At 41.2% G+C, this 22,953-nt stretch carries 18 protein-coding genes; 13 read left to right on the forward strand and 5 right to left on the reverse strand.

The features are described 5' to 3' along the window. The first annotated feature begins 136 nt into the window (after positions 1 to 136). The 4 genes from srmB (at position 137) to pgi (ending at position 5,045) form a co-directional block, all read left to right on the forward strand. A complete protein-coding gene (gene srmB, locus C727_RS0107430; RefSeq protein WP_017444994.1) occupies positions 137 to 1,378 on the forward strand; it encodes an ATP-dependent RNA helicase SrmB in 1,242 nt (413 codons plus the stop codon). Positions 1,379 to 1,410: 32 nt separating this feature from the next. After that, positions 1,411 to 2,139 carry a dihydromonapterin reductase gene (gene folM, locus C727_RS0107435; RefSeq protein WP_017444995.1) on the forward strand — a complete coding sequence of 243 codons (729 nt, stop codon included), beginning with the start codon at positions 1,411 to 1,413 and terminating at the stop codon, positions 2,137 to 2,139. Between the two features lie 231 nt (positions 2,140 to 2,370). After that, positions 2,371 to 3,324: a transaldolase gene (tal, locus tag C727_RS0107440; RefSeq protein ID WP_017444996.1), complete on the forward strand. Its 954-nt coding sequence runs from the start codon at positions 2,371 to 2,373 to the stop codon at positions 3,322 to 3,324. Between the two features lie 77 nt (positions 3,325 to 3,401). Continuing rightward, positions 3,402 to 5,045 carry a glucose-6-phosphate isomerase gene (gene pgi, locus C727_RS0107445; RefSeq protein ID WP_017444997.1) on the forward strand — a complete coding sequence of 548 codons (1,644 nt, stop codon included), beginning with the start codon at positions 3,402 to 3,404 and terminating at the stop codon, positions 5,043 to 5,045. Positions 5,046 to 5,088: 43 nt separating this feature from the next. Here the strand turns inward: pgi and C727_RS0107450 are convergent, their stop codons facing one another. Together C727_RS0107450 and C727_RS0107455 are read right to left on the reverse strand one after the other, a co-directional pair. Next, positions 5,089 to 6,180 (reverse strand): endonuclease/exonuclease/phosphatase family protein, encoded by a 1,092-nt coding sequence (locus C727_RS0107450; protein WP_017444998.1) that lies wholly within the window; start codon positions 6,178 to 6,180, stop codon positions 5,089 to 5,091. A gap of 100 nt (positions 6,181 to 6,280) precedes the next feature. Further along, positions 6,281 to 6,754 (reverse strand): Hsp20 family protein, encoded by a 474-nt coding sequence (locus C727_RS0107455; RefSeq protein WP_017444999.1) that lies wholly within the window; start codon positions 6,752 to 6,754, stop codon positions 6,281 to 6,283. Positions 6,755 to 6,886: 132 nt separating this feature from the next. On the opposite strand from C727_RS0107455, the gene C727_RS0107460 reads away from it, so the two are divergent. From C727_RS0107460 to C727_RS19010, 7 genes are all read left to right on the forward strand, one after another. Further along, complete coding sequence (locus C727_RS0107460; RefSeq protein ID WP_017445000.1) at positions 6,887 to 7,684, forward strand: TatD family hydrolase; 798 nt, start codon at positions 6,887 to 6,889, stop codon at positions 7,682 to 7,684. Positions 7,685 to 7,824: 140 nt separating this feature from the next. Then, positions 7,825 to 9,510: a DUF4856 domain-containing protein gene (locus C727_RS0107465; protein WP_017445001.1), complete on the forward strand. Its 1,686-nt coding sequence runs from the start codon at positions 7,825 to 7,827 to the stop codon at positions 9,508 to 9,510. 19 nt (positions 9,511 to 9,529) lie between these two features. After that, positions 9,530 to 10,741 carry an imelysin family protein gene (locus C727_RS0107470; protein ID WP_017445002.1) on the forward strand — a complete coding sequence of 404 codons (1,212 nt, stop codon included), beginning with the start codon at positions 9,530 to 9,532 and terminating at the stop codon, positions 10,739 to 10,741. Between the two features lie 16 nt (positions 10,742 to 10,757). Continuing rightward, entirely contained in the window at positions 10,758 to 12,920 is a 2,163-nt protein-coding gene (locus C727_RS0107475) for a TonB-dependent receptor family protein (protein WP_017445003.1), read from the forward strand. Positions 12,921 to 12,923: 3 nt separating this feature from the next. Then, positions 12,924 to 13,895: a sterol desaturase family protein gene (locus tag C727_RS18190; RefSeq protein ID WP_017445004.1), complete on the forward strand. Its 972-nt coding sequence runs from the start codon at positions 12,924 to 12,926 to the stop codon at positions 13,893 to 13,895. 189 nt (positions 13,896 to 14,084) lie between these two features. Continuing rightward, the gene (locus tag C727_RS0107485; protein WP_017445005.1) at positions 14,085 to 14,783 is read left to right on the forward strand and encodes a DUF2982 domain-containing protein; all 699 of its coding nucleotides are present in this window, start codon (positions 14,085 to 14,087) and stop codon (positions 14,781 to 14,783) included. A gap of 63 nt (positions 14,784 to 14,846) precedes the next feature. Further along, entirely contained in the window at positions 14,847 to 16,517 is a 1,671-nt protein-coding gene (locus C727_RS19010) for a DUF342 domain-containing protein (protein ID WP_017445006.1), read from the forward strand. Here the strand turns inward: C727_RS19010 and C727_RS0107495 are convergent. The 3 genes from C727_RS0107495 to xseA form a co-directional block, all read right to left on the reverse strand. Beyond that, entirely contained in the window at positions 16,514 to 17,122 is a 609-nt protein-coding gene (locus C727_RS0107495; protein WP_017445007.1) for a TcpQ domain-containing protein, read from the reverse strand. The genes C727_RS19010 and C727_RS0107495 overlap by 4 nt on opposite strands. A gap of 44 nt (positions 17,123 to 17,166) precedes the next feature. Beyond that, the gene (gene lpxL / locus C727_RS0107500) at positions 17,167 to 18,093 is read right to left on the reverse strand and encodes an LpxL/LpxP family Kdo(2)-lipid IV(A) lauroyl/palmitoleoyl acyltransferase (protein ID WP_017445008.1); all 927 of its coding nucleotides are present in this window, start codon (positions 18,091 to 18,093) and stop codon (positions 17,167 to 17,169) included. 64 nt (positions 18,094 to 18,157) lie between these two features. Next, positions 18,158 to 19,540 (reverse strand): exodeoxyribonuclease VII large subunit, encoded by a 1,383-nt coding sequence (xseA, locus tag C727_RS0107505; RefSeq protein WP_017445009.1) that lies wholly within the window; start codon positions 19,538 to 19,540, stop codon positions 18,158 to 18,160. Positions 19,541 to 19,685: 145 nt separating this feature from the next. Between xseA and guaB the strand changes: the two genes are divergently transcribed. Further along, positions 19,686 to 21,155 carry an IMP dehydrogenase gene (gene guaB, locus C727_RS0107510; protein ID WP_017445010.1) on the forward strand — a complete coding sequence of 490 codons (1,470 nt, stop codon included), beginning with the start codon at positions 19,686 to 19,688 and terminating at the stop codon, positions 21,153 to 21,155. Positions 21,156 to 21,178: 23 nt separating this feature from the next. Further along, entirely contained in the window at positions 21,179 to 22,756 is a 1,578-nt protein-coding gene (guaA, locus tag C727_RS0107515; RefSeq protein WP_017445011.1) for a glutamine-hydrolyzing GMP synthase, read from the forward strand. Positions 22,757 to 22,953 lie beyond the last annotated feature (197 nt).

Below are 22,953 nucleotides of genomic sequence, written 5' to 3' on the forward strand. Positions count from 1 at the left end.
ATCGGCCAGTCTACCAAACTATTGGCAAAATTGTTGCGCGAGAGGCAAATTTTATAAAAATTAATTTTTAGCAAAGTTTACTTCACTCAATATAGGGTTAAAATGAACGCCAAATTAAACAGTAGCGGAAAGTGCAGTGAATTTTGCAGAGTTAGAGTTGGATCAGGTTATTTTAGAAGCGGTTGATGCACTGGGTTACGAAAAACCAACCGTTATTCAGTCGTTAGCAATCCCGCCAGCGTTGGAGGGGAAAGATATTTTAGCGAGCGCCGCAACGGGCACAGGTAAAACAGCGGCGTTTGTATTGCCTGCGGTGCAACACCTGTTAGATTTCCCTCGTCATAAAGCCAGCAATGGGGTGCGTATTCTTGTGTTATCTCCGACCCGAGAACTGGCTGAGCAAACTTACAAAGTTGTGAAAAAAATTGCTGAATTTACTGAATTGAGCACAGCCATTATCACTGGCGGTATCAACTATGGTAAACATAAAGAAATATCAAATGGCTCAGTTGACATCTTAGTGGCAACGCCCGGCCGATTATTAGAATATATTGATAACGAAACCTTTGATTGTCGAGACATTGAGTGGTTAGTATTAGATGAAGCTGACCGTATGTTAGACATGGGGTTTGGCGCTATGATGGAGCGCATCAGCGATGAAGCTTTTAACCGTAAACAAACGTTATTATTTTCCGCGACTTTAGCCAGTGCTGGTGTGACGCGTTTTGCGCGCACCGTATTAAAAGATCCAGTGGAGTTAAACGCCCAATCGCCTCGACGTGAAAAAGCAAAAATACATCAGTGGATCCATCTTGCCGATGATAAATCACATAAGATGTCTTTATTGATGCATTGGTTAAATCAAGACGATGTCACTAAAACTGTGGTATTTGTTAAAACACGTGAGCGTGTTAATGAGCTCAGTGGCCAACTCACCAGCTTAGGCATTGAGTGCTGTTGGTTACAAGGTGAAATGCCGCAAGACAAACGGCAAAAAGCCATTAAAGCTTTTATCAGTGGATATAAAAAAGTATTAGTAGCGACCGATGTCGCCGCGCGTGGTTTAGATGTTGCTGATGTAAGCCATGTTATAAATTTTGATATGCCTCGCACTGCAGATGTGTATTTACACAGAATTGGCCGCACAGGGCGTGCTGGCAAAAAAGGTACAGCCATCAGTTTAGTTGAAGCCCATGATATGTTAGTGACAGCTAAAATTGAGCGCTTTGTTGGAGAAAAACTGCCTCGCCGAGTAGTTGAAGGGCTCGCACCAAAAAACAAAGAAGCTAAAATTCCACTCAAAAAGCCTAAAAATAAAACGCGTAAACTCGTTCGTAAAAAACAGCAGGTTAAACGTCAAAAAAAGCTAAAAAAATAAATCTTTTAAATGCTTAATTGAGAGTTTATTCAGTGTATAAAAATGCCATTTTAATCACGGGTGCGGCGCAGCGAATTGGTTTAGCTGCGGCGCGGCACTTTAAAAAATTAGGCCATCTGGTAATCATCAGTTATCGTACGCACAGGCCAATGATTCAACAGTTACAAGCCGACGGTATTGTTTGTGTGAAAGCTGATTTTTCAACAGCACAAGGCATTCGAGCGTTTTGTACTTGGATACAGGACAATGTGTCGAGTTTGCGTGCGTTAATACATAACGCAAGTATTTGGCAAAGTGAACATACTTATGGTTTTAGCGACGATTTATTAACTGCCATGCATCAGGTCCATGTGGCGGCTCCCTATCAAATTAATTATTGCTGCGAAGCTTTATTAAAAGCAGGGGCGGATGAATCAGAAACAGGGTTTTCCGATATCATTCATATTACCGATTACACGGTGAATCGTGGTAGCGATAAACATATTGCTTATTGTGCCAGTAAAGCCGCTTTAGCTAATTTGAGTTTATCTTTTTCTAAACGTTTTGCGCCTAAAATCAAAGTAAACTCAATCGCACCATCATTGATATTATTCAATCCGCAAGATAGTCAGTTGTATAAGGATCGCACACTAAAAAAATCCTTGTTGGGCAACGAACCTGGTGAAATTGAGATGGTGAATGCAATGGCCTATGTTCTAAATAGTCGCTACATGACTGGGCGAGAGCTCAATCTAGATGGCGGGCGTCATTTAATGAGCTGATTTTTAGTTAGGGTAAACGTTTTATCTTTGGCAAATTAATTTAAGATTCATTTAAAGCGAGCGAGTATGCTGTTAAAATACGTCGCATAAGCTTGAATTTTAAGATTATACCCTCATTTTCTGATTGAAATCTGTAAACTTCTCGGGCATGCACCTTTGCCCGTTCCGCGCTATAATAGCGCGCAATATTGAATGAATTATTTGTAACTCAAATTAATAGGATAGCAATACATGACTACTAAGTTGGAAAGCTTACGCAAATTAACGACCGTTGTAGCTGATACTGGCGAAATTGAAGCCATTAAAAAATATAAACCACAAGATGCAACCACGAATCCAAGTCTGTTATTAAAAGCAGCTCAAATTCCGGAATACGGCCCTTATATTGACGATGCGATCGCATGGGCTAAAGAGCAGTCAAGTGATGTAGATCAGCAAATTATCGATGCAGGCGACAAATTAGCAGTCAATATTGGGCTTGAGATTTTAAAAAGTGTTCCTGGTCGTATTTCTACTGAGGTTGATGCACGTTTATCTTTTGATAAAGAAGGTTCACTAGCTAAAGCTCGTAAATTGATTAAGTTATATAACGAAGCTGGCATCTCTAACGACCGTGTATTAATTAAATTAGCCTCGACTTGGGAAGGCATTCAAGCAGCCGAAATTTTAGAGCAAGAAGGCATTAACTGTAATCTAACTCTTTTATTTAGCTTTGCCCAGGCACGTGCGTGCGCCGAAGCCGGTGTTTATTTAATTTCGCCATTTGTTGGCCGTATTCTTGATTGGTACAAAAAAGCCGAAGGTAAAGACAGCTATGCACCTGCTGAAGATCCAGGTGTTGTTTCTGTTACTAGCATCTACAATTATTATAAAGAACACGGTTATGACACTGTTGTTATGGGCGCAAGTTTCCGTAACACAGATGAAATTATCGAATTAGCTGGCTGCGATCGTTTAACAATTGGCCCTGCATTGTTGGAAGAGTTAGAAAACTCAGAAGGCGAATTAGAAGCCAAATTATCTTTCAATGGTGAAATCAAAGAGCGTCCAGCACGCTTGACCGAAGATGAGTTCCGTTGGGAGTTTAACGAAGATGCAATGGCAGTTGAAAAATTGGCTGAAGGTATCCGTAACTTCGCTAAAGACCAAAACAAATTAGAAGACATGCTGCGCGCAAAGTTATAAGCCGGCATTGATATAAAATAAGGCGGCATCAGACCGCCTTATTTTTTTTACCTTCCTTTTGTGACAGAGATAAAACCATGGCTCTATTTACCGAACTTAAAAGTGTAAGCGCACTTAAAGCGCATTTTGATGATGTTAAAGACCTCCATATGCGTGATTTATTTGCGCAAGATCCTGAGAGATTTAGCAAATTTTCAGCAACGGCTTGCGGCCTTGAATTAGATTATTCTAAAAACCGCATCACCGAAAAAACCAAAAAGTTATTGTTAGACTTAGCGCGAGAAGCAAACGTTGAAGAAAAACGCGACGGCATGTTTGCTGGTGCCCGTATTAATACTTCAGAAGATCGTGCCGTATTGCACACCGCATTGCGTAACCAGGCTGACAATGAAGTGATTGTAGACGGTCAGGATGTCATGCCAGAAGTACGTGAAACTTTGGCAAAAATGAAAACCTTCGTTGAAGAAGTTCATAATGGCACTCGCACTGGCTATACTGGCAAACCATTTACTGACGTATTGGCTATTGGTATTGGTGGTTCGTTTTTAGGTCCTAAGATTATGACCGAAGCACTTAAACCTTATCAGGTTGATGGCCTAAAAGTACACTTTGTTGCCAATGTTGATGGTGCACACATTCATGATGTTTTAGCGACCTTACCAGTAGAAAGCACATTAATTTTAATGTCGTCTAAATCTTTTGGCACTCAAGAGACGTTAAAAAATACACTCACAGCAAAAGAGTGGTTTTTAAATAACGGCGGTCGTTTTGAAGATATTGCAAAACACTTCATGTGTGTGTCTTCAAATATTAAAGCGGCTGTTGAGTTCGGCATGGACGAAAATAATATTTTCCCTATGTGGGACTGGGTCGGTGGTCGTTATTCATTATGGTCTGCTATTGGTTTACCTATCGCTTTGTCACTTGGTTTTGACAACTTTGAAGCTTTATTAAAAGGTGCTTATGCGATGGATGAGCACTTTAAATCGGCACCATTAGAAGACAACTTGCCAGTGTTAATGGCCACTTTAGGAGTTTGGTATATTAACTTCTTTGGTGCACAAAGCCATGTATTATTGCCATACGATCACTACTTACGAGGTTTCCCTGCTTATGTTCAGCAACTGGATATGGAATCAAACGGTAAGTCAGCAACACCTCAAGGTGATTATCTAGATTATGCTACAGGTCCTGTGATCTGGGGTGGTGAAGGTACTAATGGTCAGCATGCTTTCCACCAGTTGATTCACCAAGGCCAGGTATTAATTCCTGCTGACTTTATTTTGCCATTAACCTCACAGCATGAAATGTCTAATCACCATGCTATGTTAGCTTCAAACTGTTTTGGTCAAACGCAAGCATTAATGCAGGGTAAAACGGCTGAGCAAGTTAAAGCCGAATTAGCAGATAAAGGTTTATCTGATGAAGCGATAGAAAAAGTGGTTCCGCAAAAAGTATTTGCTGGTAACAAACCAAGTAATACCTTATTGATGGACAAGTTAACGCCCGAAACTTTAGGTCAGCTAATTGCGTTATACGAACATAAAGTGTTTGTGCAAGGTATTATCTGGGGCATTAACTCATTTGACCAATGGGGTGTTGAGTTAGGTAAAGTGTTGGGGAATGATGTGTTAGCTAAATTAGAAGATACTTCAATTGAGCTGGATGGTGACGCATCAACCAATGCGCTAATTGAGCGTTTTCGTAAGCGTAGCCTTTAAATAGTTTTTATCAAATCCAAGCAGCCTTCCTGCTGCTTGGGTTTTATTTTGTTTTTATTTCAAAATCTGGCACATCCTTATCCGATACATCTTCACTGCGACCTATGTCTTTAGCAAATTTTTTATCATTTTCATCTGGTGTTAAGTCTTTTTGTTTGTTTTTGCCGTCTGGTAAATAAACCAGCTCAGTCAAAACTGGAAAATGATCTGAACCGATTGAAGCTAATCTGCGCATCTGTTTGAGCTTAAACTCTTTACTGTGAAATAAATGATCTAATGGCCAGCGCAAAAACCAATATTTTGCATGAAAGGTATTGAACATACCGCGGCCGATCCTCGGGTCAGCGAGGCCACTTATTTTTCTAAATAATCGGGTTGTTGGTGACCAAGAAACATCGTTTAGATCACCTGCAACAATCGTCGGCTGGTATTTTTTGGCAATATCTTTGGCAACTATAATTAATTCAGCATCACGTTCTTTTGAATACGTATTTTCACTCGGACTTGGCGGGGCAGGGTGAATAAAATAAGCTCGTATCAAATCCCCTGAGCCTAGTTTGACCATAGCATGAACCGAAGGCACTCCATCTTCGACCAGATAACACAACTGCTCTTCAGAGAACTCTAACTTAGAATAAACGTGCATGCCATAAAGATTGTCCAGCGGACATTTGACAGCATATGGATATTTATTCGCAAATTTTTCTAAACTTTTTTGCCAAATATCATCTGACTCTAAGGTAACAATAATATCTGGGTCTTCGGCTTCGATGTGAGCCTCTAATAAGTGTGTGTTAGAATTGGGTTTTAATACATTGCTCGTTAGAATTTTAATGGATGTACCCTTATTATCGGGTAAGGCACTTTTTACCTGAGTTTTCCACAGTGGCGTATAGGGTAAGATCCAACTGATCTGCCAGCCCAGCGCTACCAGCACAGATAAAAAGGCAATCCAGTCAGTTATTTTTGTAAATGAATAAAAGTATAATTGAAGGACTAATAACAGACTCGCTAATACAGAGATTTGAGCACGCGGAAAGTCCCAGCCTCTCACCAGCCAATGGGAATGGCGAGAAAAAGGTAATAGTGTAATTAAAACGATAAAAGTGCTAAAACAAGATAAAAAAATGTCCATTTGAGTGTCGTTTTTATGAGTTTTTTACTTTTACGTAATCAGTATAAAAAAGATCCTTTGGCAATAAAAAAGGCTGCTTAAAAAGCAGCCTTTTATTTTGTTATTTATTTTCCAGCAATTCGTTTTGCCCAGCCGCAGCATTAATCGGAATGTTTTTGGGTTTTAATGCTTCTGGTACTTGTCGGTATAGATCTATATATAAAAGACCTTTATCCATATTTGCGCCTGATACTTTTATATGATCGCTTAACTGGAATTTGCGTTCAAAATTGCGCTCAGAGATACCTTTGTACAAAAATCTTTTTGAGGCATCTGCTGTATTTTCGTCTACAGTTTGATCCGCTTTTTGGCCAGTCACGACAAGCGTATTATTTTCCAGTTTTATTTCTAGTTCATCTTCACCAAAACCTGCCACGGCAAGCGTGATGCGATATTTGTCATCACCGGTTGTTTCTATATTATAGGGTGGATACCCAGCTGATTTGTCGGTGCGGGCGGCACTATCCATTAAATCAGCAAGATGATCAAAACCGATAAATGAACGATATAAAGGGGTAAAATCGAAAGTTTTCATAAGCATATCCTCGCTATTAAGCAATATGTTAAAGTTTATTCGTACCACCCTTGCGGGCTGGTACTTGGTTAGACCCGTTCTCGGCGTCTATCACGTATTTATGGCCACCTTAAAAAGCTTTCAAGGGTTTAAATGAAATTTTTTGATTCTCACTGTCATTTAGATTTATTAGCGAAAAAAACTGACCTAGTGAGCGTTCTAGCGCAAGCTAAGCAAGCTGGTGTGGATAGATTTATCGTACCAGCAACCACCAGAAAAAGTTTTTTTCAGCTAAAAAATTTGAAAAAATTATATCCTCAACAAGTTGAACTTGCTTTTGGTTTGCACCCATATTTTCTCAGCGAACATGCGCCAAGTGACTTAAGTGAACTCGAATCAGAGTTAATTCGTAACCCAAACATTATCGCCGTTGGCGAAATAGGGTTAGATTTTTCCCCTCAGTGTGCGCCCTGTTTAACTAGTAAAAATCGACAGCTTGATTTGTTTGTATCGCAATTAAAACTCGCTAAAACTTATCAGTTGCCAGTTATCTTGCACCATAGAAAAAGCATAGATGTTTTGTGTAAATATATAAAACAAATAGATTTTCAGTATGGCGGGGTGTTACATGCATTTGCCGGCAGTTTGCAGCAAGCAGAGCAACTGGTAGAACTTGGTTTTAAGTTAGGCGTTGGTGGGACTATCACTTATACGCGCGCGCAAAAAACGCGAGAAGTCATAGCAAAAATTGATAGCGAGCACTTGCTATTGGAAACAGACGCACCTGATATGCCGATTTGTGGCCGCCAGGGTCAGTTAAACCAACCTGCTTATTTAACAGAAATATTTGCTCATTTGGTTAAATTAAAATCAAAAGATAAACATGAACTAGCAGCACAACTATATGCAAACACACAACAAACTTTTACCAAGCTCAGTGTGAAGCGTTAAATTTTTCTTATTACTAAATTAAAAAAAACTAATTTTGCAATTGATAATGATTCGCGTTAGGTCTATCATCTTGGTCTGATTATTCAGCTAACTTTAAATCTGAATACAATTTAATTAAAGAACAACGATCAGGATAGGACATGAACGCAAAACATACTCTATTATTCAGTGCTGTGGCACTTTCATTGGCCGCGTGTGGTGGTTCATCATCAGATGACAATGCAGAAATAGAAAATAGCGCGCCACACAGCATTCAGTTATCCGCGTCAGCTGTTAGCGAAAATCAAGCGGGTGTTGATATCGGCCAATTATCAGCGACCGATGCCGACGGTGATAGTCTGACTTTTGTTTTGGCTGCCGGTGCTGATGACAGATTCAAAATTGATGGCAATCAACTGTCATTAAAACAAGATATTCAGTTAGACTTTGAGAGTGAAACGAGTATTAGTCTACCAATTACTGTGTCAGATGGCACGGCTCAAACCACTGAGACAGTTACAGTTCAAGTGACAGACGAGTTAGAAGTGTATGCTTTTGCGAGTAAGTTTGATAGCAGCGAGTCAAGTGTGAGTTACACCGGGCAGATTGCTCGCCATGTATTAATTGCTGAATTAAACAACTATATTGATTCGCAACTGGCGCAAGATCTCAATAACCAAGTTGTGACTAACGAAGCTGAAATTCTGGCTAAGTTACATGCCTATTATTACAATCCGGACAATGCGCCAACAGGTGTCGATGTGGCCGCTGTGTTAGATGCCGACATCAGCTTTATTGATAACCCCGAGCAAGCAGATATTAACGCGATTTCAAGCGGCAAAAATTTACAAGATAAAATTGCCGGAAATGATGCAACCGGTCAGCATAAAAACTGGAACGAAGGCATTGCTTTTGTTGGTTTTGATGCCACCTTTATGACAGGCTTTGATAATACACCAGAAGGTCTGGTTTTAGCTTTATTTAAAAAATTAGCCAGCAACGCAATGGTCGAGTTTTATACCAATAGCTCGGTTGATACTCCTTATGTTACCCCGACAGGTATCGATCTTAAGCAGTTGATTCAAAAGTTTTTATTGATGTCTGTCGCTTATTCGCAAGGAACAGATGATTATTTAGATGACGATACAGAAGGCAAAGGCCTGTTATCGTCTAATGTGCAAGGTGACGCAGCTTATACTTCGCTTGAACACCAGTGGGATGAAGGTTTTGGGTATTTTGGTGCTGCCCGCGATTATTTAGCTTATGACGATGCAACACTTGCCAGCAGTGCTGCTCAAGATGCTAACCAAGATAACCTAATTGATTTAACCAGCGAATATAACTTTGGGCAGTCTGTTAATGCAGCTAAAAGAGATGTGGGCAGCAATGGTGAAACTGACTTCACTGCTGAAGCAATGACCGCTTTTATAAAAGGCCGTGCTTTGATTAACCAATATGCTGGCACAGAGTTAACGAGCGCACAATTAGAAGCGTTGCAAGGTTATCGTGACCAAGCGGTATTAGCTTGGGAAAAAGCCATAGCTGCGACTGTGATTCATTATATTAACGACACTCATGCTGATGTGAGTAAAATCGGCACTGCTGAGTTTAGCTTGGCAGATACCGCTAAACACTGGTCTGAATTAAAAGGCTTTTTATTGGGCCTTCAATTTAACCCTCGTAGCCCATTATCAGACACTGATTTTGCCCAAGTGAATACTTTAGTGGGCAACCAGCCAGTTACAGTACAGGTTGAGCAAACAGCTTATCTTGAGGCGTTAATTTCAGCACGCGATATTTTACAAGCCGCTTACGGTTTTGATAGTGAAGTAGTTGCAAACTGGTAATTTACGCAGCGGAAATTTTATGAAACTAAAAATCATCAGTCCCTTTATACTGATGGGTGCACTGGCAGGCCTTTCGGCCTGCGGTGAATCTACCCAAAGCCAAGCAGGTCCAGAATTTGGTTTAACAGCAGACTTTACCGAACAAGAGCTTATTCAGCACTTAGTCGACAAGGTGCTTAGACCAACGCATCAAAGTGTTGATGACAATATTCAGCTAATGCAAACTCATTTAGCTCCTTATTGCGAGACTATAACAGAGACCCGTAGTGACGATGCCGCTTTCGCGAATGTCAAAAGCGCGTATCAAACGTTAATGTTTAGTTGGCAAAACCTCGAAGCGATGCAAATGCAACCTTTATTAGCAAATGACGCTGAGTTGCGAAATCAAATATATTCGTGGCCGGACTCTGTTTCGGCTTGTGGAGTGGAATTGGACTTAGCTTTTTTCACCCAAGGAATGGTGAACGGGCAACCCTATGAGTTGGCAAATAGAGCCAATAGCCGGCGCGGTTTAGATGCGTTGGAAACCTTATTATTTAATGAAAAAATAGGCTCAATTTGCGCGATCGATAACACGGTTCTGACGCAATGGAGACAGCTGTCACAAGCTGAACAAGACACGACTCGTTGCGAATTTGCCCAAGTGGTTTTAGACGATTTAAAAAATAGCTTTCAAACATTTAAGGAACGCTGGTACCAAGGTGACAATAATTATCGTCAAACGCTGGTCGAGGGTGACCCGCGTGAAGCCATAAACCAGTTGGGACAAGCTTTATTTTATGCTGAGTTTTTAAAAGACAATAAACTGGGTGTGCCATTAGGTTATTTTTCAAATCAGTGTGGAAACGCGCCTTGCCCAGCTGAGGTTGAATCGCCTAATGCCAAGCTGGCTATTAAAAATATGCAAGCCAATTTGCAAGGGCTTGAATTATTTTTTACCGGCGGTGATGACACCGAAGAACATAAAGCACCCGGCTTTGATGATTATTTACAAGCGGTCGGAGATAAACAAACGGCAAGTACCATGTTACTCGCATTGTCAAACGCGAGTGAATCTTTGACAAAAATTGAACAAGATATGGCTGAGGTTTTAAATCAGCAAGGTAGCGCGTTTACAGAGCTACAATCTGTTCATAACGCGATTAAAACCCTCACCGATCAGTTAAAAACGCACTTTATTACCAGCTTATCCGTCGATTTACCGGATACATCGGCTGGCGATAATGATTAGAGTGGGGTGAACATAAATGATTAAACTAACATTCATCCGCCGCAGTGTGTTTTTTGCGTTATTGCCAAGCTTGGTATTAGCCAATGAGCAATACATGGAACATATGCAAATTCTCGGCAATCAAGATGTTTTACGAACCGCGGGTGGCGCAACAGCGTTCATTTCTGAACAGAGTTTAGAATTGTTCGAGTTTGATGATATTAGCCGTGTATTAGCAACTGTGCCTGGCGTTAACATTCGCGAAGAAGATGGTTATGGTTTGCGGCCCAATATTGGATTTCGAGGTGCGACGCCTGAACGTAGCCGTAAAATATCGTTATTGGAAGATGGTGTATTAATTGCCCCCGCGCCTTATTCAGCCCCGTCCGCTTACTACTTTCCTATGGTCAGTCGAATGACTTCGGTTGAGGTATTTAAAGGTCCGTCGGCAATCAAATATGGTCCCAATACAGTTGCTGGCGCATTAAACTTAGTTACACGACCGATCCCAACCGCTTATGATCTTGGGCTTGATCTAGCTTATGGTGGCGATGGTTATCAAAAAGCCCATTTATACCACGGCCAACAAGTCGATAAATTTGGCTATTTACTTGAAGGTTTGTATACAGGCGCAGATGGTTTTAAATCGATTGATAATAGCAACGCAGAGACAGGGTTTGATAAAACCGATCTGATGGGCAAACTCAGCTATCAATTGGTGGGCTCGGCGCTTGCGCATTTTATAGAGTTAAAATTAGCCTATGCTGATGAAACTTCACATGAAACCTATTTAGGCTTAACAGATGCGGATTTTATAGAGGATCCTGATCGCCGTTATGCCGCTACTCAATTAGATCGAATGGACTGGGACCACCAAAGTTATCAAATTAACCATTATATTGAATACGCGTCTTTTAATGTGATCACCCGTCTTTATCAGCATGACTTTGCCCGCGCTTGGCGCAAAGTAAGTGGACTGGGTAACAATAGTCCAGATTTGTTAAGCGTATTAAGCAATCCAGATGATCCGCAAATGCAAGCGTATTATCAGTTACTGACAGGGCAAGCAGAAGGCGAAATAGAGCTAGGAACGAATGATCGAAGCTATCAGTCGCGTGGCCTGCAAACAGATGCAAAAATACACTTGAATCTTGCTGATCTGGCCCATCAAATTTCGTTTGGTTTACGCTACCATGAAGATTATATTGAGCGCGATCATTATACCCAAATGGCAACTATGACAGCCGGTGGTCGTTTAGATGGCTTATCAGATCCTGTGGATGCCGCAGTCAACCGTGAGCAAGCAGATGCTTGGTCTTTCTATATACAAGACTCAGTTAAATTTGATCAGTTAACAGTCACTGCGGGGATCCGCCGTGAGCAAATCGACTCTTTGTATCAAAACCGAAAAAATGACAATGATTGGTTGAAAAAAGAGACTGAAATCTGGTTGCCAAGTATGAACCTGTTTTATCAACTTTCATCCAAACAAGGTATTTTTGCCGGTGTTCATCAAGGTTATGTACCTAGCAGCCCACAGCAAAATGATGCGGCGATTGATGCAGAAAAAAGCCTGAATTATGAGTTAGGGTATCGTCGATTTGGCCAACCTATGAATGCAGAATTGGTGCTGTTTTATAACGACTATCAAAACTTAAAAGAGAGCTGTTCTTTTTCGCAGTCATCAAATTGTCCGCTTGATGCAGACTTTAACGGCGGAAATGTTGATATTTATGGGTTAGAAAGTCAATTTTCAGGCTTGCATCCTTTAACCGGAGGTTTGGACCTGCCTTGGTCAGTGAGTTATAGCTATGTTCGCTCAGAATTTAAACAAAGTTTTGTGTCTGACTATCCGCAGTGGGGACAAGTCAGCGCAGGTGATCGTATGCCATATCAGCCTGAACACAGCCTTACCATTAATTTAGGTTTACGAGCTAACCACTGGCAAGTGGCTATGCAAAGCCGTTATATCAGCGAAATGAACGAAACGGCAGGTACTGGTGAAACTCTGTCAGGACAAACTATTGCGGCGTCTTGGCAATTGGATTTATCGGGCAGTTATGAATTAAATAGTCAGCAGAGCTTGTATTTAAAGCTCGATAATGTCACAGCCGAAAGAGAGATAGTCAGCCGACGTCCCAATGGTGCTCGGCCAGGCAAACCCAGACAATGGGTAGTGGGCTATAAATACCGGTATTAACTTGTGTTTGAGCTTATTTTTAATTGGTTGCAAGCAGATATTCTGCAAATATCTGCGCAGCTTTTAGAAGCCAGCAATCGCCTTTTTTGGGCGTACTTGCTGGCCGCCGGACTGGCCGCTCTAATCATTTCAGGCTCAATTAGCTATTTGTTTCATAGACGGATTTGGTGGCATGCCAGCGCACGCTGTGATTATTGGCTTTTTATCATTAATCGGTTTATTCGCTTTGCGGTTATTGCCCCCTTGTTATTTTCTAGTGTTCCTATCGCGATATTTATTTATGATGTTATCAAAGGTTTTAATGGCCCAGCACAAATGGGGGGGTATGCAAGCCATAGTGCGTTAGGTTTTACGTTGATATTTTTTATTTTAGATGATTTAAGCCGTTTTTTATTACACTTTTGCTTGCACAAAATGCCACTGCTCTGGTGCTTTCATAAAGTACACCACAGTGCAACTGTATTAACTCCTATGACAATTTTTCGTAGCCACCCGATAGAAACCTTATTGTACGCCAGCCGGATGACCTTGGTGCAAGGCATTGCTTTAGGTTTAAGTATGGCCTTGTGGGGGACAAATATTTCGCTTATCGATATCATGGGCGTAAATGCATTTATTTTTGCTTTTAACCTAGCTGCCAGTAATTTGCGCCACTCTCATGTCTGGCTGCGCTGGCCAACCTGGCTGCAGTATATAGTCATATGTCCAGCTCAACATCAGCTTCACCATCAGCGCAACCGAACACCCCAACCCGTTAATTTAGGGACCTGTTTAGCGGTATGGGATTGGTTATCGGGGACGCTATCAATCGCAGCAAAAAATAAACCAGGCCGATTTGCTTTTGGCTTAAATCATAAAGAAAACAAACAAGCGTTAAAACTCAGCGCGCTTTATTTTGAACCTTTTAAAACTTCGGGCAAGCTCGTCTATAAGCGATTTCAACATTGTTTGAATTGTGTTAAATTTAAAGCCTAATATCATTTAAAGCAATTCTGATCTGAACCTTTTAATTACCCCTATAAGTTGTATTTTTCATGAAACGTTCAAAATGGTTGACATGGTTATGGCCCGATTGTCAGCGCTGTCGAAAATGGCGGCTGATCATTATTTGGTTTGCCGTCATGTTATATTACGTTCTCTATATTTATTTGCCTGGAGTTTAGCATGCCAGTCGAACAAGCCATCTATATTCGTTCAGATACCCAAAAGCATGGTTATACATTAAGCCTCGCCGGTGGCTTGGCGCTAGTGACAGCCATTATTTTATATATGGAACTAGCGCAACAGGCGCGTTTACCACTCATTTTTTTAATGGCTTGTGCTTTTATTATGTTAATACTCGGGGTGTTTAAATTACAAGAGCCCGAATATAGCTTTATGCTTAATAATGATGGCCTGTATTACCAGCATTTACGGGGATTTTTATATATAGATTGGCAAAATGTTCAGCGTATTGGTATTCCTACAATCCGTCAGGGGTTTGATCATACCGAGCTTTCATATATTGGGTTTCGATTAGTCGACAAAGAGGTTTTGTTGACTAAAATTAGTTTACGGCTAATTTCCCATTTAATGTTAGAGCAACGAGCGATTTTACATAAATATCTACGAGATGAATGCCCTGACTGTGAGTCACTTAGTGAAATCAGCTTAAATACAGCGCCCTATACAACGCAGCAAGGAAAACAAATTAAAGGACTTAGAGCTATGTTTGCACATCGGATGGACGCTTTATGTAAGGTAAGTGGTTATCATTTTTTACTGCCAGATTCAGGTTTAGACAGGCCGGCAGATGAATTTGTTAAACTACTTAAACAAATACAGTTTGAGGCGAACAAAAATGTTAAAAAAAATTGCGAATGAGCGTCTATCAGTTATAGTTAATGTCAATCAAGCCTCTGTTATAGTAGAAAAGTGGTAACTAACATGGCTCAATTGGAAATAAGCCTTTATGAAAAAGGAACTAAGCTGATAGCTAAATATCAGCCGATCGCAACGAGTCTGCCGATTAAGGCCAGTCAAATCAAAACGCATGTGCAAAACTCAGATTATGCAAACCTTTATTTGCTCGATGATCAGGTGAGCTTGTTTGCTGATCTGGTGAATGAAAAAATTGCCCAGCGAACTTTTGATAAACCGGTGGAGCACCCTATTGCCGAGCGACGAGATGCAAATTTATCTGTACATCTATCTGACAGTAAAATGTCTGCAGTGCTCGAACTAACCGCCCCTTATGGTGGAAACCTGCCAGCTGTTAATGCTGTGATAAAGTTTTTGCAGTCAAAACAGATCATGATGGGGGTTGATAAAGCGGCGATAGAAAATTTGTTGGCGGATGCAAAAGATGCTGAACCAGGTGAATTGTTCAAAGCTGAAGTTGCTAAAGGGCAGGCAGCCATGAATGGCAGAGATGCTTGGTTTGAATGTTTATTTCCAACGGCTGATGAACGCGCTCTGCAACCGCAAGAAAATGAACAAGGTAAAGTTGACATGCGGGATTTAGGTAAACAGATATCTGTTTCTAGCGGAGATCCTTTAGTTCGCCGTCATCCACCGAAAAAAGGCCGAGCGGGTTTTAATGTGATTGGTGAAGCCGTTGCGGCTGTTCCAGGAAAGTTAATTGAATTTGAAACTGGCAAAGGCACAGTGTTATCAGAAACCGATCAGAATTTATTAATTGCAGCACGTGATGGAATGCCTTTTTTATTAAAAAAAGGCGCTCGTGTTGATGATGTAATGGAAATAGGATCGGTTGACGTGTCTACCGGCCACGTTGAATTTAATGGTGGTGTTATCGTGCACGGTGATGTTACCGAAGGCATGAGATTGATTGCCAAAGGGAATGTTACAGTGACTGGTTTCATTGACAATGCAGACGTGCACGTAGCGGGCGATCTGGTTGTGATGCAAGGCATTGTCGGTCGTAAAACTGAAAGTGAACAAATTAACCGTGATGCTAAATTTAATTGTAATCTGGTTGTGCAGGGAAACGTTTCGGCAAAATATGTGCAATATGCCAGTATTACAGCGGGTGGCCAAGTAAACTTTGCAGCCCACTTATCTCATGCTCGGGTATACGCCAGATCCATTCAAGGCGGTGACGCAAAAATGCCGCTTGGAAAAATTATTGGTGGACTATTTGAAGTGGATGGGTTTGTTGCGTGTTCTACTATAGGCGCACCAGCGGCAAAGTCGATTCACATTCGGCTTGCAAAACAAATTGAAAATTATCAAGCTGATTTAGAAAAACTGGTGGAGCTCAAAAAGCAAAAAAGGGCTATCTTGGGCGAAGTTGAAGCCACGTGGAAACATTTAAAAACGCTGCCAGAATCTCAAGAACGCTCAACGTTAATCAAAAAAACCATAGCGTGTTATAAAAAACATGACAAAGACTTAAAAACAGCTCGCAGGGCAGCTGAAGCGTTAAGAGAAAAAATAGATCATGCGGGTGAGGGGTGTTATGTAAAAGTGCGTAAAGCATTATATAACAACGTGCATTTTTATCTTGGTGAATTGAACTATACTACGAAAGAAGAGTTAGCTGGTGGTACATTGTCTGTGACAGACAAAAAACATTTCGCATTTACCCCGGGTTAGTTTAATATTTTTTGATAATTACGGCCTTGCGCGCAATGGTCTCTCAAATAATGCTCAACTTTATCTGTGATCACTAAGCTGCGGTGCATTGGGCAAAAGAATGTTTTTACTTCGCGCTGAAAATCGCCGTCGATTGCCGTTGCGATTTCATAAAGTGCACCGACCGACGTATTATTAATTCGAAAAGATTCCTTAACGATATAATCTTTTTTTAACCACCAGACTAACTTCATATTGTGACTAGCGGCGATTTCCTGCATTCTTATTTTAAGGTGATCGCCTTCAACAAATCTATGATTTTGCACTGGCCCTACCCAAGCCCCACTGACAGTTCTTTTACCTAAATCCTGAGAACGCAGATAATCGGTCAATGTGACATCAGGTAAAGGGTTATCCAAGATGTATTTTTTTGCATCTGTATCTGCATACTGGTTATGGCTAAAACGATATTTTTGATAATACTGGCTTAGGCCCGAAAATTTATCAGAAACAGGCAAGCCTTGATCTGCTCTGGATTCAACCACACCATGATAGTGATACAACAATGCAGCCGATGCGCCAACCACGAGAGCCAGCGCAGACAGATTTTTTATCCAAAACAACATTGCATTAACCTCGTTAAGCGATAAGGATAAACGAATTTTTTCGGCTAATCGTATAAAGATGGTGCTTTTCGATCAGGCCGAGTTTTAAAGCGCCTGTGTAACCATAAATATTGCTCTGGCGCTTGTATTACGGCTTCTTCTATCAGCCGGTTTAAGCGCGCTGCATCTGCTTTATCATCTCCACTTGGGTAATCTTCTAAAATAGGGGAGACTGTAATTTTATAACCGCGGCCTTTAGCCAAGCGTTGCGGTACAACTAACAAAACACTGCAATTAGACTGACCTGCAAATAACGTAGTTCCAGTTGTTGTACAGGCTTCGGGTTGTGCAAAAAAGGGCACAAACACGCTGCGGCGACGGCCATAATCCTGATCCGGTAAATAAAAACAAAGCTCATTATCAGCTAACGCTGAAAACAAACCTTTTACATTTTTGGCGCCAATCAGGTACTTATTGTCCCTAGCTCGGCCATGATACTGAAAATATTCCATCAAGTCATTATTGTGCGGTCGATAAAACGCCACACTTGGGTATTTTTGTGCAAATACTCGGCAACCAACCTCCAAACACATCATATGTATAGTCACCATTAAGACCCCCTGTCCTTTAGCTTTGGCCGCTTCTATGTGTTCTAAGCCTTCGTAATGACAAAACTTCTTTAATCGCCAACTTGGCCACCACCAACCCATGCTAGATTCAAATAAAGCAATGCCAGTAGATTCAAAGTTTTTTATTAACAGTTGTTTTTGCTCGTCATCTGGCATCTTGGGAAAACATAATTCTAGATTGCGTTTAGCTATCTGCCGACGTCGTTTTGCTATCAGGTATAAGAGCCTTCCTATCAGGCGTCCTAACCCCAATTGCAATCGATAGGGTAACCAACTAATCAGATATAAAATAATAATGCCAAGCCAAGTAAACCAGTACTTTGGGTGAAAAAAGGCAAATCTAAATTGCGGGGCTTTAATCAAAAGAAAACTAAACCTTATAAAAATAGATAATCGGGCAGCATTTTATGTGCTCGTTCAGTTAAGCTCAAGCGTCACTTGAGCGACTTGAGTTGACGCTAACATTTTTTACTTCACTAACGACTTGGCTATTGGCAAATCGAGTGGTGATCTCTTGACCTGGTTTTAACTCATCGGCTTGCTGAACGACTTTGCCTGCCTCGTCAAAAGTTAACGAATAACCCCGGCTTAACGTATTAAGTGGCGAATACGCATGCAAGTTACTGGCGTGCAGTTTTAGTTGATGCTGTTGCTGAGCAATACGTTCTTGAATGTTATGAGTTAAAATATCTTCGAACATCATAATGCGAGCACGTGTTTTTTCAATTTTGACTTGAGGATTTTGATTTAAAATACGGTTATTTAAAGCGTGCTGCTTCGCTGTTATGCGAGTTATTTTTTGCTGCATTTTTTGCTGCAGTAAAAAATGTATCTCGTCCACCCTTTGTGCTTGCTGACGAACTTTTTGCAGCGGGCTTTGGCTGGTTAGACGATAATTGATTTCTTTTAACTGGCTGGCATAGTGTTGTTGTCTAAATTGAATGGCCTGGTTTAAACGATCACCTAGATAAGGGAGTACCGCACGCCAGTTAAGTGAATTTTGGCTGACGATTTCGGCACCAGCTGATGGCGTGGCAGCCCTGATATCAGCGACTAAATCGCTGATAGTAATATCACTTTCATGACCGACAGCGCTAATAACCGGATGTTGACACTGAGCTATTTGCAGGGCTAAAGCTTCTTCGTTAAAACACCAAAGATCTTCTAATGAGCCGCCTCCGCGGCCTAAAATAATCACGTCAACTGCGGGGTTTTGGTCTGCTAGCTGTAATTTATTGACCAAATCTGCTGTTGCCTCAGACCCTTGCACCAAGCTGGGATACACATCAATTTGAATATGTTGTGCCCGTCTTTTTAAAATACTTAAAATATCTTGTATTGCTGCACCTTTGCTTGACGTAACCAAGGCAACTCGCTGAATATTTTCAGGCAATGCTTTTTTGCGTTCCTGAGCAAATAAACCCGCTTGCTGTAGTTTATCTTTTAACGCTTCATATGCTTGTTGTAATTGGCCTAATCCAGCTGCTTGCATGCTTTCAACAATTAACTGGCAGTCGCCACGTGGCGCATATAAACTGGCGTTGGCCCTAACCAGTACCTGCATACCATTATCTATTGCCAGCGCAACTCGACGATTGGCACCTTTAAACATGGCGCATTTTATTTGTGCGTTTTTGTCTTTTAACGAAAAATACCAATGACCTGACGCCGCTTTCATCAGGTTAGAAACTTCACCCTCTAACCAAATTGAAGAAAATTGATTTTCTAACACCTGTTTAATTTGGGCATTTAAACGGCTGACGCTGTATATTTGTTGTTCTGATTGCATTTTAACGGCAAATTTAGGCACTGAAAAACACCTATATTAAGAGGATTTTAGGGCGTAAAGCAAATTTAATACGCTTTCATAAAAAATTCAGTTTACCTGTCGCCTTAAAGCCGTTAAAATTCTGCCGCAACTGTTGATAACCACTAACCTTTGGTGAGAAGTTGCAATGCTAAGAATCGCAAAAGAAGCTCTAACATATGATGATGTCCTTTTAGTTCCTGGACACTCAAACGTTTTGCCACACACGGCAAATTTAAAGACCCAACTAACAAAAAAAATTACCTTAAATATTCCTATGGTTTCGGCTGCTATGGATACAGTCACTGACGCCCGTTTAGCGATTGCGTTAGCGCAAGAAGGCGGTATGGGTTTTATCCATAAAAATATGACCATTGAAGAGCAAGCAGCGCAAGTTCGTCAAGTAAAAAAATACGAATCTGGCATTGTTTCTGATCCTATTACGGTCACCGCTGACATGAGTATCCAAGATGTGATTAACTTGTCAGAGCAGGTGAAGTTTTCTGGTTTTCCAGTCATCGACGAGCAAAATAACTTAATTGGTATTTGTACTGCGCGTGATATTCGGTTCGAAAGCAATTTAAACTTAAAAGTTGCTGATGTAATGACCCCAAAAGAAAACTTAGTGACTATTAAAGAAGGCGAAAAGTCAGAAGTTATTCGTGACCTAATGCATCAGCACCGCATTGAAAAAGTGTTAGTCGTTGATGATAACTTTAAACTGGCAGGCATGATCACGGTTAAAGATTATTATAAAGCTGAAAATAAACCCAATGCTTGTAAAGATGAACTAGGTCGCTTACGAGTGGGCGCTGCGGTTGGTGTAGGTGCTGGGACTGATGAGCGTGTCGCCGCATTAATTGAAGCGGGTGCAGACGTTATCTTAGTTGATACCTCACATGGTCACTCGCAAGGTGTTATCGATCGGGTAAAATGGGTACGTGATAACTTTCCTGATGTACAACTGATTGCTGGTAACGTTGCTACTGCGGCGGGTGCTATTGCACTGGCTGACGCAGGTGTTGATGCGGTTAAAGTTGGCATAGGTCCAGGTTCTATTTGTACCACTCGCATCGTGACAGGTTGTGGTGTACCACAAATTACTGCCGTTGCCGATGCTGCTGAAGCCATGGCGGAACGAGGCATACCTGTCATCGCGGATGGTGGTATTCGTTTTTCTGGTGACATCGCAAAAGCTTTAGTCGCGGGTGCTTCCTGTGTCATGGTTGGTTCAATGTTCGCCGGTACCGAAGAATCTCCGGGCGAAGTTGAGTTATTCCAAGGTCGTTATTATAAATCATACCGCGGTATGGGTTCTTTGGGTGCGATGAGCCAAAAAGAAGGTTCAAGTGACCGTTATTTTCAAAAATCAAACGAAGCAGACAAATTAGTACCAGAAGGTATTGAAGGCAGAATCGCTTATAAAGGTCCATTAGCGACTATTATTCACCAGCAAATGGGTGGTTTACGCTCAGCTATGGGATTAACTGGCTGTGGTGATATTAAAACATTAAATACCAAAGCCGAATTTGTTCGCATTACCTCAGCCGGTATGGGTGAATCTCACGTCCATGACGTGCAAATTACTAAAGAAGCGCCTAATTACCGCTTAGGCTAAAAAGCGTTAGGAAAAGTTTATTCATGACAAAAAATATTCATCAGAGCCGAATTTTAATTTTAGACTTTGGCTCGCAGTACACTCAGCTAATTGCACGACGTGTTCGTGAAATTGGTGTTTATTGTGAACTTTGGGCATGGGACGTAAGCGAAAGTCAAATTCGTGAATTTAACCCAACTGGCATCATATTATCGGGTGGTCCAGAAACAGTCACCGCGGCTGATACACCGCGTGCACCTGAATATGTTTTTAATGCTGGGGTGCCTGTATTTGGTATTTGTTACGGCATGCAAACCATGGCTCAACAGCTGGGTGGTCAGGTACAGGGGTCTGATCACCGTGAATTTGGTTATGCTCAAGTTGAGCTGGTTAAACCGGGTCAATTATTAGCCAATATTGAAGACCAGGTGGCTGAAAACGGTTTAGCACAATTAGACGTTTGGATGAGTCATGGCGATAAAGTTGTGGCTTTGCCAAGCGGTTTTGAAACGGTTGCGACCACAAAAAGTTGTCCGCACGCGGCCATGGCTAACCCAGAAAAACAATTTTATGGTGTTCAATTTCACCCAGAAGTAACTCATACCAAACAAGGTCAGCGTTTATTAGAACGTTTTGTAGTTGATATTTGTGGTTGTGAAAAATTATGGACACCTGCGTCTATTATTGAAGATGCAGTGGCTCGTATTAAACAGCAAGTGGGTGATGACGAAGTGATTTTAGGTCTGTCGGGTGGGGTTGACTCATCAGTGACAGCGATGCTTTTACACCGTGCGATTGGCGACAAACTGACCTGTGTTTTTGTCGATAATGGTTTATTGCGTTTAAACGAAGGCCAGCAAGTCTTAGAAATGTTTGGTGACCATTTTGGTTTGAACATTATTCATATTGATGCTGAAGATCGCTTTTTAGATGCGTTAGCGGATGAAGCCGATCCAGAAAAAAAACGCAAAATCATTGGCCGTGTTTTTGTTGAAATTTTTGATGAAGAATCAAAAAAACTCACCACAGCAAAATGGCTTGCGCAAGGCACTATTTACCCAGATGTGATTGAATCGGCCGGTTCTAAAACCGGTAAAGCCCATGTGATTAAATCGCACCACAATGTGGGTGGTTTACCAGATGACATGGAGCTGCAACTGGTTGAGCCACTGCGTGAACTCTTTAAAGATGAAGTACGCAAAGTGGGCCTTGAGTTAGGTTTACCATACGATATGCTGTATCGCCACCCATTCCCAGGACCTGGTTTAGGAGTGCGAGTGCTCGGTGAAATCAAAAAAGAATATTGTGATTTATTACGCCGCGCGGATGCTATTTTTATTGAAGAGTTACGCAATGCTGACTTGTACAATAAAGTAAGCCAAGCTTTTACTGTATTTTTACCAGTACGCTCGGTTGGTGTAATGGGGGATGCCCGTAAATACGATTGGGTTGTATCGCTGCGCGCCGTTGAAACCATTGATTTCATGACCGCCATTTGGGCACATTTACCCTATGACTTTTTGGGTCATGTCTCAAATCGTATTATCAACGAAATTGATGGCATCTCACGCGTGGTTTACGATATATCTGGCAAACCACCAGCGACGATTGAGTGGGAATAATCCTCCTTTAAAAAAAGGTCTGGCATTAACAGGCACTAAATCATATCTAAGTCCGCGTAATTGCGGACTTTTTAGTTCAATAAGATTATTATCGAATGCGCCTTAAAATCATGTGCAGGTTTTTTATAACTCTTCTAGCGAAATTTGTTTGCTCGCTAAAAAATCGTAAAAATTGTTTTTAATGGCCATTTGCATAT

It is taken from the genome of Gayadomonas joobiniege G7 (genome assembly GCF_000300815.1).
In the GTDB taxonomy this organism is placed as follows: Bacteria; Pseudomonadota; Gammaproteobacteria; order Enterobacterales; family Alteromonadaceae; genus Catenovulum; species Catenovulum joobiniege.

Excerpts from the sequence above, each read along its gene's own strand:
- C727_RS0107475 (WP_017445003.1), top strand. The coding sequence starts at position 10,758 with ATGATTAAACTAACATTCATCCGCCGCAGTGTGTTTTTTGCGTTATTG.
- tal (WP_017444996.1), top strand. The coding sequence starts at position 2,371 with ATGACTACTAAGTTGGAAAGCTTACGCAAATTAACGACCGTTGTAGCT.
- guaA (WP_017445011.1), top strand. The coding sequence starts at position 21,179 with ATGACAAAAAATATTCATCAGAGCCGAATTTTAATTTTAGACTTTGGC.
- C727_RS0107450 (WP_017444998.1), bottom strand. The coding sequence starts at position 6,180 with ATGGACATTTTTTTATCTTGTTTTAGCACTTTTATCGTTTTAATTACA.
- C727_RS0107460 (WP_017445000.1), top strand. The coding sequence starts at position 6,887 with ATGAAATTTTTTGATTCTCACTGTCATTTAGATTTATTAGCGAAAAAA.
- C727_RS0107465 (WP_017445001.1), top strand. The coding sequence starts at position 7,825 with ATGAACGCAAAACATACTCTATTATTCAGTGCTGTGGCACTTTCATTG.
- C727_RS0107455 (WP_017444999.1), bottom strand. The coding sequence starts at position 6,754 with ATGAAAACTTTCGATTTTACCCCTTTATATCGTTCATTTATCGGTTTT.
- guaB (WP_017445010.1), top strand. The coding sequence starts at position 19,686 with ATGCTAAGAATCGCAAAAGAAGCTCTAACATATGATGATGTCCTTTTA.
- C727_RS19010 (WP_017445006.1), top strand. The coding sequence starts at position 14,847 with ATGGCTCAATTGGAAATAAGCCTTTATGAAAAAGGAACTAAGCTGATA.
- C727_RS0107485 (WP_017445005.1), top strand. The coding sequence starts at position 14,085 with ATGCCAGTCGAACAAGCCATCTATATTCGTTCAGATACCCAAAAGCAT.
- C727_RS0107470 (WP_017445002.1), top strand. The coding sequence starts at position 9,530 with ATGAAACTAAAAATCATCAGTCCCTTTATACTGATGGGTGCACTGGCA.
- C727_RS0107495 (WP_017445007.1), bottom strand. The coding sequence starts at position 17,122 with ATGTTGTTTTGGATAAAAAATCTGTCTGCGCTGGCTCTCGTGGTTGGC.
- pgi (WP_017444997.1), top strand. The coding sequence starts at position 3,402 with ATGGCTCTATTTACCGAACTTAAAAGTGTAAGCGCACTTAAAGCGCAT.